This window comes from Orenia marismortui DSM 5156 (assembly GCF_000379025.1).
Taxonomy (GTDB): domain Bacteria; phylum Bacillota; class Halanaerobiia; order Halobacteroidales; family Halobacteroidaceae; genus Orenia; species Orenia marismortui.
The window spans coordinates 219,166-232,597 of sequence record NZ_KB900619.1 but is presented as its reverse complement, the minus strand read 5'-3'; the positions used below and the strand labels follow the sequence as shown (position 1 = coordinate 232,597).

Annotated in this window: 13 protein-coding genes; 11 read left to right on the top strand and 2 right to left on the bottom strand. The window is 29.6% G+C overall.

Annotated features, from left to right (window positions below):
- Window positions 1-205: 205 nt before the first annotated feature.
- The 11 genes from OREMA_RS0109380 (at window position 206) to OREMA_RS0109330 (ending at window position 9,879) form a co-directional block, all read left to right on the top strand.
- Complete coding sequence (locus tag OREMA_RS0109380; RefSeq protein ID WP_018249016.1) at window positions 206-625, top strand: HutP family protein; 420 nt, start codon at window positions 206-208, stop codon at window positions 623-625.
- 55 nt (window positions 626-680) lie between these two features.
- Entirely contained in the window at window positions 681-1,064 is a 384-nt protein-coding gene (gene aroH / locus OREMA_RS0109375) for a chorismate mutase (protein WP_018249015.1), read from the top strand.
- Window positions 1,054-2,151: a histidinol-phosphate transaminase gene (hisC, locus tag OREMA_RS0109370; RefSeq protein ID WP_018249014.1), complete on the top strand. Its 1,098-nt coding sequence runs from the start codon at window positions 1,054-1,056 to the stop codon at window positions 2,149-2,151. Before aroH ends, hisC begins: the two co-directional genes overlap by 11 nt.
- Window positions 2,152-2,274: 123 nt before the next feature.
- Complete coding sequence (gene aroF, locus OREMA_RS0109365) at window positions 2,275-3,291, top strand: 3-deoxy-7-phosphoheptulonate synthase (protein WP_018249013.1); 1,017 nt, start codon at window positions 2,275-2,277, stop codon at window positions 3,289-3,291.
- A 12-nt stretch (window positions 3,292-3,303) separates the two neighbouring features.
- A complete protein-coding gene (locus OREMA_RS0109360; protein ID WP_018249012.1) occupies window positions 3,304-4,392 on the top strand; it encodes a prephenate dehydrogenase in 1,089 nt (362 codons plus the stop codon).
- Window positions 4,393-4,405: 13 nt separating this feature from the next.
- Complete coding sequence (aroA, locus tag OREMA_RS0109355) at window positions 4,406-5,692, top strand: 3-phosphoshikimate 1-carboxyvinyltransferase (RefSeq protein WP_018249011.1); 1,287 nt, start codon at window positions 4,406-4,408, stop codon at window positions 5,690-5,692.
- Window positions 5,693-6,322: 630 nt separating this feature from the next.
- Window positions 6,323-7,153: a sigma-70 family RNA polymerase sigma factor gene (locus tag OREMA_RS0109350; RefSeq protein ID WP_018249010.1), complete on the top strand. Its 831-nt coding sequence runs from the start codon at window positions 6,323-6,325 to the stop codon at window positions 7,151-7,153.
- 326 nt (window positions 7,154-7,479) lie between these two features.
- The gene (gene cmk, locus OREMA_RS0109345; protein ID WP_018249009.1) at window positions 7,480-8,154 is read left to right on the top strand and encodes a (d)CMP kinase; all 675 of its coding nucleotides are present in this window, start codon (window positions 7,480-7,482) and stop codon (window positions 8,152-8,154) included.
- A 1-nt stretch (window position 8,155) separates the two neighbouring features.
- The gene (locus OREMA_RS0109340) at window positions 8,156-8,740 is read left to right on the top strand and encodes a lysophospholipid acyltransferase family protein (protein ID WP_018249008.1); all 585 of its coding nucleotides are present in this window, start codon (window positions 8,156-8,158) and stop codon (window positions 8,738-8,740) included.
- A gap of 105 nt (window positions 8,741-8,845) precedes the next feature.
- Window positions 8,846-9,463 carry a TlpA family protein disulfide reductase gene (locus OREMA_RS0109335; protein WP_018249007.1) on the top strand — a complete coding sequence of 206 codons (618 nt, stop codon included), beginning with the start codon at window positions 8,846-8,848 and terminating at the stop codon, window positions 9,461-9,463.
- A gap of 50 nt (window positions 9,464-9,513) precedes the next feature.
- Entirely contained in the window at window positions 9,514-9,879 is a 366-nt protein-coding gene (locus OREMA_RS0109330) for an ArsR/SmtB family transcription factor (RefSeq protein ID WP_018249006.1), read from the top strand.
- Between the two features lie 605 nt (window positions 9,880-10,484).
- Here the strand turns inward: OREMA_RS0109330 and OREMA_RS0109320 are convergent.
- The gene (locus tag OREMA_RS0109320) at window positions 10,485-11,303 is read right to left on the bottom strand and encodes a hypothetical protein (RefSeq protein WP_018249004.1); all 819 of its coding nucleotides are present in this window, start codon (window positions 11,301-11,303) and stop codon (window positions 10,485-10,487) included.
- Between the two features lie 904 nt (window positions 11,304-12,207).
- Window positions 12,208-13,257 carry an IS30 family transposase gene (locus tag OREMA_RS0109315; protein ID WP_018248379.1) on the bottom strand — a complete coding sequence of 350 codons (1,050 nt, stop codon included), beginning with the start codon at window positions 13,255-13,257 and terminating at the stop codon, window positions 12,208-12,210.
- Window positions 13,258-13,432 lie beyond the last annotated feature (175 nt).

The following is a 13,432-nucleotide window of genomic DNA, read 5'->3' as shown; positions in this document are numbered from 1 at the left end:
GTAGTAACAATGATTTACTGTTTTAGTTTAGAAAATAATTGAATAATATTATTTGTAGTACAGTAGGTAGAGTAGGTAAAACAAGGGATAATTATAAGTACTCCTATCTGTATGGGGTGCTTTTTTTTATTATAATGGTTTATAAATTTGTATTATAACAAATAATATTTATAGTCATAATATTAAGATAAAAGAGGTGATTAAAATGGCAAGTAAAGATTCAAATAGTAAGAAAGTTGCAACAGCAGCAATAAAAATGGCACTGAGTGATCGGAAAGAAGAGGGAAAATTAAAGAAAGATTATAAAAAGGATGAGATGAAGGTAGCCGCAGTGGATTTTGGTGGTGATTATAATTCTTCTATTAAGACTATTATTGAACGGGCAATTATAGCAGCCAAACGGGAGAATGTGATTAAAGAAACACATACTGATCAAGGTGCAGTAGCAGGTGCTACCAGAGAAGCTTTGACTCAGCTTAATTCTAAAGCAATAGGTTTTAATGTAGGAGGAAAAATTGGAATTGCAAGACAAGATGATCATATTAGTGTTGCAATCTTCTTTGCGATTGGATTATTACATTTAAATGAAATGGCAATCGGATTGGGGCATAGAGCAGTTACATAAATTATATATTAATTTAGTTGTTCATTATTGATTAGAGTATGGAGGAGTGATTATTATGATTAGAGGAATTAGAGGAGCAATTACAGTAATGAATAATGATAAAAATGAAATTTTATCTGCTACTAAAGAATTATTAGAAGAAATAGTTGAATCTAATAATATCGATCAAGATATGATAGCTTCAGTTATTTTTTCAATGACTTCAGATTTAAATCAAGCCTTTCCTGCAGTAGCCGCTAGAGAAATAGGTTGGACTGCTGTTCCTTTGTTCTGTTCTCAAGAATTAGAGGTTGAGGGGGCTTTAAAAAAATGTATTAGAGTTTTAATCCATTATAATACCAATAAAAAAGCCGATGAAATTCGACATATTTATCTAAGAGAAGCAAAAAAGTTAAGGCCAGATTTAATAAAGAAAGGAGAGGGTATAAATGGTAGATGAGAAGATAGTAAGAGAGGAAATCATGAACCTTAAACCTTATATACCTGGAAAGCCAATAGAAGAGGTGAAGAGAGAACTAGGTTTAGATCAAGTAATTAAATTAGCTTCAAATGAAAATCCTTTAGGACCTTCAACTCAAGCTATTGAGCAAATGAAGGAAGCAATTAACAAGGTTAATATCTATCCTGATGGTAATGTACATAATTTAAGAAGTAAGTTAAGTACTAACCTAGGTGTTGAATCAGATCAACTTATCTTTGGAAATGGTTCAGATGAATTATTGGTAATGTTAGGTCAGGCTTTTATGAGAAGTGATGATGAAGTTATTATGGCTGAAACTACTTTTAGTGAATATGAATTTGCTACTAAGCTGATGGGAGCTAAGATCAATAAAGTTCCTTTAAAGAATAATACTCATGATTTAGAAGCTATGGCTAAAGAAATAACTGATAAAACTAAGGTAATATTTATTTGTAACCCTAATAATCCAACTGGAACTATAGTAAAGAAGGATGAAGTTGAGAAATTCTTAAAAGAAGTACCTGATGATGTAGTGATAGTTTTTGATGAAGCTTATTATGAGTATGTAGAGAGCACTGATTATCCAGAGACAATTAATTATCTATCAGATTATGATAATATTATTATCTTAAGAACTTTTTCTAAAATATATGGCTTAGGTGGCTTGAGAGTTGGTTATGGTATTGCTAATCAGAGTTTAATCAATTATATGGAAAGAGTAAGACAACCATTTAATGTCAATACAATTGCTCAAATAGGTGCTACAGCTAGTTTGGATGATTCAGACCATGTAGCTAAAACTTTGGATTATAATAGACAAGGTAAAGAATATTTATATCAAGAGTTTGAGAAGTTAGGCTTAGAATATGTTCCAACAGAGACCAATTTTATATTAGTAGATTTACCTATGTCAAATGACAAAGTTTTTGAAGAAATGTTGAAAGAAGGAGTTATTATTAGAAGTTTATCTTCTTACGGCTATAATACTGAAGTTAGAATTACAATTGGTTTACCAGAGGAGAATAAAAAGCTTGTTAAAGTTCTTAAAAATGTATTAGGAGTTTAATATAAGTTAATTGATATTACATGATATAAAATTACTATGTGATTTTATTAAAGTAAATTATATAAAGAAAAATCTTTATTTAAGAGAAGGTAGAAGAAAGTAGAAAATAAGGAGGAGATTTAAATGGTAATCGTAATGGAAAGTAATGCAAAGCAAGAGGAGATTAAAAATGTAATTAAAAAGATTGAAGAGGCAGGGTTTGAGGCCCATCCTGATAATGGTAAGAATCAGACTATTGTTGGTGTAGTAGGCGAAGGAAAGAGAGAGCAATTACTTAACTCTGTTGGCGCTTTTCCTGGTGTAGATAAGGTAGTGGAGATTAGTAAACCTTATAAATTAGCAGGTAAAGAGTTTAAGCCTGAGCCATCAGTAATCGATGTTGATGGTGTAAAAATTGGTGGAGATAATTTTGTAATTATGGCAGGGCCATGTGCAATTGAGAGTAGAGAACAATTATTTGAAGCTGCCCAACAGGTAAAAGAGGGTGGAGCTAAGATCTTGCGTGGTGGTGCATTTAAGCCAAGAACATCGCCATATAGCTTCCAAGGTATGAAGGAAGAAGGATTAAAATTATTAGCAGAAGCTAGAGAAAGAACAGGACTAAAGATAGTTACTGAGGTAATGGATACTAGAGATGTAGAATTAATAGCTAAATATGCTGATATATTACAGGTTGGTGCTCGCAATATGCAGAACTTCCCATTACTAAAAGAAGTAGGAAAAACTGATAAACCTGTCTTATTAAAGAGAGCGATGACAGCGACATATAAAGAATTATTGATGGCAGCTGAATATATTATGGCTGGAGGTAACTATAATGTTATCTTATGTGAAAGGGGAATTAGAACTTTTACTACTGAAACAAGAAATACTGTAGATATGGCTATTGTTCCCGTGATTAGAGAGTTAAGTCATTTACCTGTAATTATAGATCCAAGCCATGGAACAGGAAATTGGAAGTATGTATCACCATTAGCTAAAGCAGCCTTAGCAGTTGGGGCAGATGGTCTTATGGTTGAAGTACATCCGGATCCTAAGAATGCTTTATGTGATGGTCCTCAATCATTAAAACCTAAGAAATTCAAGACTATGGTAGAAGAGATGAAGATTATAGCTTCTGCTGTTAACCGAAAATTATAAAGGATGGTTTTGATGATTAGACGAGTAGCAATTGTTGGAGTAGGTTTAATTGGCTCATCTTTGGGCTTGGCTTTTCAGGATATTAATGAAGTTGAAGAGGTAATAGGTATTGATAAGAATTCTGATTATTTACAACAAGCTTTAGATATAGGAGCTATCAATAGAACAGATTCTTTGAAAGAAGGAGTTAAAAATGTTGATTTAGTTATATTAGCTACTCCTGTTGGTATCATCAAGGATTTGGTTCAAAAGATATTACCTTATATTAATCCAAATACTATAATTACTGATGTTGGTAGTACAAAATCTAATTTGGTAGGTGAATTAGAAAAGCTAACAAAGGGTTATAATTATATTGGTGGTCATCCAATGACTGGTTCTGAAACTGTTGGACCTCGAGGGGCTGATAAATATTTATTTGAAAATGCTATTTATGTCTTGACAGAAACTGAAAATACTAAGCAAGATTATTTATTACTATTAAAAGATTTAATAGAGAGAGTAGGAGCGCAAGCTCTTATTCTTTCTCCTTTAAGACATGATAAAATTGTAGCCATAACTAGTCATCTTCCCCATTTAGTAGCAGTAAATTTAATGAGCGTAATTGCCGAATTAGCAGAAGAAGATGAATTGGTAACCTCATTAATTGCAGGTGGTTTTAGAGATACTACTAGAATTTCTGCTGGAGATCCTATTATGTGGCGTGATATATTTTTAAATAATAAAGATGCAGTTTTAGATACTATTAGTTTATTTGAAGAGAAATTAAGTTATTTAAAGGAAATAATAAATAGAGATTCTACAGAAAAATTAACAGCTATGCTATCTGAAACTAGAGATGCTAGGTTAAAACTTCCAATGAAGAAGAAAGGTTTACTTCCAAGTAATTTTGAATTAATTTTAACTTTAGAAGATAAACCAAAAGCTATCGCCAAAGTAGCTACTCTGTTAGGGAATAATGAAATAAATATTCAAGATATTGAAGTGCTAAAAGTTAGAGAAGATGGAGGAACAATTAGACTTAGTTTTCGACAAGAAGATGAGCAGTTGGAAGCTTATCAACTATTGCAGCAAAATAGTTATAAAGTGACCAAAAAGTAGGGAGGATTGAAGTATGAAATTAAAAATAAGTCCAAAGGATAAATTACAAGGAAAAATAAAGGTCCCAGGAGATAAGTCAATTTCTCACAGAGCTGTAATGTTAGGTTCTTTGGCTGAAGGAAAGACGGAAATTGAAGGCTTTTTAACTGGTGAAGATTGTCTAAGTACTGTTAAGGCTTTTCAAGATTTAGGGGTTAAAATTGAAGGTGTAGGTACTGAAAATATGTTAGTTCATGGTGTTGGTCTACATGGTCTGAAAGAAGCAGATAATGTATTGGATTTAGGGAATTCTGGGACTACTACTAGGTTGATGTTAGGGATATTATCGGGACAAGATTTTTATACTGTAGTTACTGGTGATGATTCTTTGAGAACTAGACCTATGGATAGAGTAACGGTACCTTTAAGTAAAATGGGTGGCAGTTTTTATGGTAGAGATGGTGCAAATTTATTACCGATTTCAGTTCTGGGAGGATCAGATTTAAAAGGAATTACTTATAATTCCCCAGTGGCTAGCGCCCAAGTAAAGTCTTCACTTCTGTTAGCAGGATTATATGCTGCAGGTGAAACTGAAGTTATTGAACCGGCTAAATCAAGAGATCATACTGAAAGAATGTTAGAGTATTTTGGAGCTGATATAGAGGTTGATGGTTTAAAAGTTAAAGTACAAGGTAATCCTAAATTAACTGCTAAGAAAGTAGTAGTACCTGGTGATATATCTTCTGCAGCCTTTTTAATGGTAGCAGCAATGATAACTGAGAATTCAGAAATAATCATAGAGAATGTTGGTTTGAATCCTACTAGAGATGGAGTGATTGAAGCTTTAAGAAAGATGAATGGTAATTTTGAATTATTAAATGAACGTGAGGTTAACGGCGAACCAATAGCAGATATCAAGGTTAAAAATAGTCAACTAAAAGGAACAATAATTGATGGTAATTTAATTCCACTTTTAATAGATGAAATTCCAATTTTAGCAGTAGCAGCTAGTCAAGCAGATGGTAAGACTATTATTAAAGATGCTAAAGAATTGAGAGTTAAAGAGACCGATAGAATTGATGCTATGGTTAAAGAATTAACTAGATTGGGTGTAGAGGTTAAAGAGAGAGAAGATGGAATGGAAATTATAGGTAAACAAGAAATAAAAGGTGGAGTAGTTTGTCAGAGCTATCATGACCACCGAATTGCTATGTCTTTGGCAGTAGCAGGATTAATTTCTAAAGATGATATAGAGATTGAAAATTCTGATTGTATTAATATTTCATTTCCTAATTTTAAAAAAATATTAGATAAGCTATAAAAATCTCTGCTTGCAGAGGTTTTTATTTTGGGTATTTATAATTGTGGAATAATAGCTAATTTAATATTAAATTAGCTATTATTATATTTGAATTATAGTCACCCAACTTTAGAATGGTATTTAAATATATCGTTATAGATAAAGCGACAGTTTCGGAGTTAGGCGTTAGGAGCTAGGACATAGAAAGATCTTACTAACTCCTATGACCTATCACCTAGCACCTAAAAGTGTCTCTTTATACTCATTAAGTTTTACTTTAGACTTGGATATCTATATTTTATTGGAAGGTTAAAATGATATATCAATTAAATATCAATCCATAATATAGTTATAATATATAGGTGATTGATCTGATTTTGGATAAATATTATTTATTTTTCAAAAGTGAAAGGATTGCAATATATTTATATTATAATAATTACTGAAATTAGTTCTTTAATATATATTTTATAATCTCTTCAAAGCATAATAGTCAACAAATCATCTAATAGGCTGAGTATTATAGTTTTTTATAAAATTTATAAATTTGCAGGAAAAGATTTTTCTGTTGAGAAATAATTATTATAGGAAAGTTTTGTCTTGTAAAAGAATAGATATAATAAAGAAAGATGTTTTGAGGAGGGGGAGGATTTGGAATCACCAGTAAATGACGGGATTAAATTATATTTAAAGCAGTCAGCTCATGAATTATTATCAGCAGAGGAAGAAAGAGAGATAGCTAAACGAATATCTGAAGGAGATAATGAGGCTAAACAAATTTTAATTGAAGCAAACTTAAGGCTGGTAATTAGTATTGCTAAAAAATACTTGGGTCAAGGTCTGGATTTTTTAGATTTGATTCAAGAAGGTAATTTAGGATTGATGCAGGCTATTAAGAAATTTGATTACCAAAAAGGATATCGTTTTAGTACTTATGCAACTTGGTGGATTAGACAAAGAATAAATCGTGCTCTAGCTGATAAATCTAGAACTATTCGAATTCCAGCACATGTGTGGGAAATGATGAATAAATATTTGAAAGTCTTAAATATGTTAACTAGAGAATTAGGAAGAGATCCTAGTATTGAAGAACTTTGTGAAGAGTTGGATATTTCAGAGGAAAAGATAAGATTGATTAAAGAGTTAATCCAAGAACCTGCTTCTTTAGATAGTCCTGTCGGTGAAGAAGATGATTTTTATTTAGGGGATGTGATTGAAGATCAGACTATGCCTACTCCAGATCAAATTACCCATGATATGTTACTTAAGGAAGAATTAGATGAAACTTTAGATACAATTCCTTTAAGAGAAAAAAGAATTTTAGAATTAAGGTTTGGTTTATTAGATGGGAGAAGAAGAACATTAAATGAAATTGGTCAAGATTATAATCTTTCACGTGAAAGAATTAGACAAATAGAGAAAAAAGCTTTACAGAGGATGAGACATCCTACTAGAAGTAAGAAATTGAAAGATTTTTTATAAAATAAAGTGGCAGCTGCCACTTTATTTTATTTTATAGCATGCGGAAAATAGTTATTATTATTTTCCGGATAGTTTATTAGAATCATTAATTAATTCCTAAAAATTAGATTATTATGAAATATTTCGAATTTAAAAATATGAAGACTAGCAATGTATTTATGAGTTTATCAGTTGGTATAATTGGTTAATATAAGGATTGTAATTATTATTATAAGATTAGCTATATCTAATAGATTAAATATTACTAAAGGATAAATCTAATTTTTATCGAATAAAGTAAGTTGTACATTGAAATAGATAGTAAGAGAGAAAGGAAATGATATTTTATGGAATTAGAAAAAGAATTAGTTATAGCTATTGATGGACCAGCAGGTGCAGGAAAGAGTACAGTTGCGAGGATTATAGCGGACAAGCTAGGATATGTTTATATTGATACAGGAGCTATGTATCGAGCTCTTACCTTAAAAGCTTTAAATAATAATATTGATTTGGAGTCTGAAAAGGAACTATCAAAGTTAGCACATAATACCGATATAAGGCTAGCAAAGCAAGGTGAAAATAATATTGTTCTGCTAGATAATAAAAATGTAACAACAGAGATTAGAAGTAATCAAGTAAGTAATAATGTATCTTTAGTTGCTAAAGTAGCACAAGTAAGAGAAGAGATGGTAAGTTTACAACGTCAGATGGCTAAGAGCGGAAAAGTAGTAATGGATGGAAGAGATATAGGTACAGTAGTTTTACCGAATGCCGATGTTAAAATTTTTCTTACAGCTTCTGTGGAAGAACGAGCAGAAAGAAGATACCAAGAATTAATTTCTAAAGGAGAGCAAGTTGATTTAGAACAGATTAAGACAGAAATCACTTGCCGTGATGAGATCGATCAAAATCGAGAAGTGTCTCCTTTAGTAGAAGCAGAAGATGCGATTAGGGTTGATACTACAAAATTAGATATCAATCAAGTTGTTCAAAATATCATTTCAATTTGTCAGGAGGTATAGTATGGGTTTTACTTATAAAGCTACTTGCTTAGCATTAAGGGGTCTATTTGGAATTGGAGCTGCTTGGAAGGTTAAGGGGCTAGAAAACCTTCCAGAAGAAGGAGGGGTAATTGTAGTAGCCAATCATCAAAGTAATTATGATCCTCCAATATTAGGTTGCTCTTTAAATCGACAAGTTCATTTTATGGCTAAGGAAGATCTTTTTGATGGCTTTATAAAGAACAAATATATGAGAAGTGTAGGAGCATTTCCAGTTAAAAGAGGAAGAGGAGATATGGGAGCAATTAAGACTGCTTTGAAGTTATTAAAAAATGGTGAAGTATTAGGGATATTTCCAGAGGGAACTAGAAGTAAGACTGGAAAATTAAAAAGGGCTAAATTAGGGGCTGTAATGCTTGCTCTTAAATCGGAAGTTCCTATTGTTCCAGTAGGTTTGAAAGGGACTAAAAAACCCTTTAAAGAAGATCTGATGATTAATATAGGTAAGGCTTTTATGTTAGATAAATATTATAACCGGAAGCTAGATAAAGAAGAAATGAAGGAAGTTGGAAAAGAGATTATGGCTAAAATAGCTGAATTATTATAGGTATAAGGGTGTCTTTTACACCCTTATCTTTGTATTTGAGCTAAATCATTAAAATGTTAATAGAGATTACAAATATATTTAAATATTTAGGGATTGGAGGAAAAGATGAGTAATAATAATCTTAAATTTGGAATATTAACTTTAATTATTATAGTAGTAATTAGTGGAGTGATATTTTATAACAATAATAAGCAAGGTGATGATAAATTAATAATTAAAGAAGATAAATTTATAAAGGAAGATCAGTTTAAGCAAAAAGATAATAATCTGTCTAAGCAAGAAAAAGAATCTAATTATGGCTTAGGGATAGGTAATTATGCTCCAGAGTTTAGCTTAGATGATTTAACTGGTGAAGAAGTGAGTCTTTCTGATTTTAGAGGGAAGTATATTATGCTGAATTTTTGGGCTAGTTGGTGTCCTCCTTGTCGTAAAGAAATGCCGGATTTAGATCAATTTTATCAAGAGAATAAAGATCAATTTGTGGTTTTAGGAGTAAATATTGGTGAGGATAAAAAAACTGTTAAAAAGTTTATTAATGACAGAGGTTATAATTATCCTGTTTTATTAGATCAAAGCAGACAACTTAGTTTTGTTTATCGTGCTTCAGTTATTCCTACATCTTATTTTATTGATCAAGAAGGTAAGATCCAATATATAAAAAGAGGCTTAGTTAGCAAATCAGAATTGGATCAAATTAAAAAGAATTTAATGAATAGAGAGTAAATTATTTCTTTGGTTTAAAAGGTAGTTGTAATAAAAAAAGGAGGGGTAGAATGGGAGATGAAGATTTGGTATGTCAAGAGTATTGTCCTCATAAAAAGGTAATAACAACTTTGAAGAAAAAAGAGTTATCAGAAGATATTATAAAGTTGCTAGCAGCTACTTTTAAAGTTTTAGGGGATCCAACACGAATAAAGATTATTCATGCTCTAGCCAATCAAGAGTTATGTGTATGTGATATTTCAGAATTATTAAATATCAGTCAGTCTGCTATTTCTCATCAACTAAGAAAGTTAAGAGACCTTAATTTAGTTAAATATCGAAAAGAAGGCCGTATAGTTTATTATTCATTAGACGACTATCATATTGTACAACTATTTAATCAAGGTTTAGAACATGTATTAGAAGAAAGAGATTAATATATTAGAGAAACTTTAGGTTGAGGAAGGGAAGAAAGAGGAGTAGATTTATTAAGTCTATAATTTTTTAATCTTAAGTAAATTATTTATATTGTAACATTTTGTTAAATTAATGATTAATTTTTAATGGGATATTCAATAAAATATTAAGATTCTTCCAGGACTTTTGTGGAAGTAATTTTTAAAACCTTATTTTTAGCACGAATTAACACGAATAGTAATTAGCTAGCGGCTATTGACTAGTGATTGCTCGACCCAAGGAGTACTTCCGTGAGAAAAACACTTTCGGGTTTGACCTACGAATTTGAAAAAATAATTCGACCTGACATAGCCCAAAATAATCCTTCGCAAGATTTTAAGTTTTAAAGTTTCCCTTCGGGTTTAGAGACATAACCCTTCGTAGGATTTTAATTTTTATGGTTTCTCTCAGGGGCGTGGTTAAATAATTGTATTTTATTTTTAAGATTTGATTTTTGATCTTTAGCTTAAATCTAAAATTAATATTAATCACAAAGTTCTTTGATGAGCCAAAATTAACTTATATTATAAAAATTGATATTTTAAGATTGAGTTTGTTGACTATAAATTTACATTATTTTTAGTTGTTATATTAAGCCTCTACTATTCATGTGAGATATAACTAATGATAGTTCTTTTGAAATTTGGTGTAATTCTATACCTAATTCATTCACAATGGTGGCTAGTTCTGCTCCATCTCCTTCTAAACCGATAATTTTTAATTTTGGATCATCATAGTTTTGAGAATGAGTTAAAATTTGTCCAATAGCTCTTTTAACATTATCTTTTCTCAGATCAGTTTTAAATTCATAGATTGTAGTATTTTCTTTATCTTCAATAATCATATCAGCAATACCAAAGTCAGTTTTGACATGAGTATTAATTTGTGCTTTATCTTCATTAGCAAAGTACTTATGATATAAAGAATAAACAGTTTTAAAGTATTTGATAATAGTATTTTCAGAGATCTCTGTAATATTTTCTTCTAAAAGTCCATTTTGAGAACAATAAGTTTTATATCCATCATTGATAATAACAGCAGGGACAGAGAAGTCTATATAGCCCCACCAGATTAGAGTTTTATCTTTTAGTTGAGAACTTAGTACTTGAATTTTATTTTCTGTAGACTTTTCTTTGATTTTTTTTGCTTGAGCAGTAGAGTATATTATATGGTTTTTTGTAAAGTATTCAAAGAAATCTTTATTATAATTAATATCTTCTTTAGGACTTACTTTTAAACTATTATTATCTATAAACATATAATTCTTCTTATTAAAAGAATCATCAACTAAATTGTTTAGTTCTTTTATTTTATTTAATAAAATTTCTTTAATTGTCTCATTAGGGGTATTATCCCACCAATCTAATAATTCATCTTCGAGTTCAATAGATCTATTTCCTTTCATAATTAGATACCTCCTTTTTAGTATAATCTTCTTCTAATTGATAAAGAATACCTGCTTAAATATGCTTTTTATCCAAACTATTTTTTCAGAATAGACAAAAAGTATCTTTTGAATAAAACAAAGTTGTAAATTGAAAATTTTAATTATTTTATATTTTCATAATTAATATTTTTTAAATTTGCATATTTTCAGTGATAAAAAATCTTGAATTTCAATTTAAAAAATAGGAGTTAAAAAAAAATTCCTTTTTTTTTTAATTTTAATTTTTTTTGTTATAATTAAAATAAATTGTTTTAATTTTATAAAAAAAAAGTTTAAAAAAAAAATTTTATTTTTTTCTCTAAAAATTTGTCAAATTAATAAAATTGGTGTTAAAAATCATTTTTTTCAAAAAATGTAATAATTTTTGAGTAATTTAATTTTTAATTCATTAAAGGAATAGAGGCTAAAATTTTGTCTTTTTTAATTTTTACCAATCTAATAATTCATCTTCGAGTTCAATTTTATTTCCTCATTTTTAGTTTTAATATACTTTTTTTAAAATTTCTTTTTTTAAATAAAAAAGATTTTTTTATTTCCTTTTGATTAAAGTAATCTGCTTTTTTTCTAAATATTTTTTCAGAAAAAAAAAAACCTTCTTTTAAGCTCCAAATAATTTTTCAAAATAGTTTTAAAAGATAATTTTATAAATTTTTAATTGGTAAACCTTATTAATATTAATTTTATTTTTGAATTTTTATATCACTATTATTAAAAATTTGTATTTTGATTTTATATAAATAGGAATTAAATTATTTTTTATTTTATTTTTTGTTATAATAAATTGTAGTTATAAAGTTAAAATTTTATTTTCTTAAATTGCAATAATAAATTGAACATTTTCAAACTGTAATAATTTGGTTATTTAGTCATAAAGAATTTGTTTTAATTTATCTTCAAATATTTCATCAGGGGTTAGGTAATCTAAGATTTTTCTTGGTAAAGTATTGCACCAGTTTTGGACTCTAGCAATAGATTCAATAGAGAATTGGTTTAGACTATTACCTTTAGGGATAAAGCGTCTTATAAGACCATTATGACGCTCATTAGTTCCTCTTTCCCATGATGAATATGGATGTGCAAAGTATACTTTAGTATCACTAATTTGCTCTAAAAATGACATTTGAGCAAACTCAGAGCCATTATCACAAGTGAAGCTTTTAAATACTTTTGGAAAACAATCTCCTGCTTCATTAACGAGCTTTAAAATAGCATCTTGAACTGCTTGAGCAGTCTTGGCAGGGATTTTACGAATAATTTCTTTACGAGTCATACGTTCTGTCATAGTAAGTAAAACTGATTCATTTTTAGTCTTTTTGCCTATCATAGTGTCAATTTCCCAGTGACCAAACTCACTACGATTATTAATACTTTCAGGGCGTTGATCTATACTTGTACCAAGCTTCTTTTTATTATTTTTAGTGTGCTTTCTTTTTGAAGAACGCTTAAGCTTCAAAGGTAAATCAATGTTTTTAATTGTCAATAATCCAGCGTTGACGTAGTTATAAAGCGTTTTAGTAGATACCATCTCTGGCTTTGGAAATTTATTATGAAGTTTTGCTGCACCACATATAGCATCAAGAGAATGTCCTTTTTCGTAGAACTGTTCTATAACATAATCAATGAACTCTTCACATTGCAAAAGTTTAAATTTAGGACCACAATTCTTGCGATTAGATTCATAAACTCTTTGACCAGTGTCAGGGTAATAGACCATAATCTTTTTATTAGCTTTAATTTGAGAAACTGTACCACGTTTTAGTTCGTTTCTAATGGTATTAGAAGCTCTACCTAAACGTTTTGCAATAGCATTTGGATTCATTCCTTCGGAATGTAATAATGCAATTTGACCACGTTCATAAGCATTTAGGTGTTTATTTTTTCGGGATTTTGGTGTATCATTTAAGTAAGTCATAGTGTGCACCCTCCTGTAACTGGTTATTTTGTGGTGATTTAATTATATTACAGGTTGGTGCCCTATGGCTATTTTTATTTTGTTCAATTTGATTTTACAATGAAGCAAAATTTTATTTTGAGTTATCTAAAGGTGTTTTTTAATAAGTAAAGAAGTCTAATCATATAGGTGATAT

Excerpts from the sequence above, each read along its gene's own strand:
- OREMA_RS0109330 (WP_018249006.1), top strand. The coding sequence starts at position 9,514 with ATGGGAGATGAAGATTTGGTATGTCAAGAGTATTGTCCTCATAAAAAG.
- OREMA_RS0109360 (WP_018249012.1), top strand. The coding sequence starts at position 3,304 with ATGATTAGACGAGTAGCAATTGTTGGAGTAGGTTTAATTGGCTCATCT.
- aroH (WP_018249015.1), top strand. The coding sequence starts at position 681 with ATGATTAGAGGAATTAGAGGAGCAATTACAGTAATGAATAATGATAAA.
- OREMA_RS0109340 (WP_018249008.1), top strand. The coding sequence starts at position 8,156 with ATGGGTTTTACTTATAAAGCTACTTGCTTAGCATTAAGGGGTCTATTT.
- aroA (WP_018249011.1), top strand. The coding sequence starts at position 4,406 with ATGAAATTAAAAATAAGTCCAAAGGATAAATTACAAGGAAAAATAAAG.
- OREMA_RS0109335 (WP_018249007.1), top strand. The coding sequence starts at position 8,846 with ATGAGTAATAATAATCTTAAATTTGGAATATTAACTTTAATTATTATA.
- hisC (WP_018249014.1), top strand. The coding sequence starts at position 1,054 with ATGGTAGATGAGAAGATAGTAAGAGAGGAAATCATGAACCTTAAACCT.
- aroF (WP_018249013.1), top strand. The coding sequence starts at position 2,275 with ATGGTAATCGTAATGGAAAGTAATGCAAAGCAAGAGGAGATTAAAAAT.
- cmk (WP_018249009.1), top strand. The coding sequence starts at position 7,480 with ATGGAATTAGAAAAAGAATTAGTTATAGCTATTGATGGACCAGCAGGT.
- OREMA_RS0109315 (WP_018248379.1), bottom strand. The coding sequence starts at position 13,257 with ATGACTTACTTAAATGATACACCAAAATCCCGAAAAAATAAACACCTA.
- OREMA_RS0109320 (WP_018249004.1), bottom strand. The coding sequence starts at position 11,303 with ATGAAAGGAAATAGATCTATTGAACTCGAAGATGAATTATTAGATTGG.
- OREMA_RS0109380 (WP_018249016.1), top strand. The coding sequence starts at position 206 with ATGGCAAGTAAAGATTCAAATAGTAAGAAAGTTGCAACAGCAGCAATA.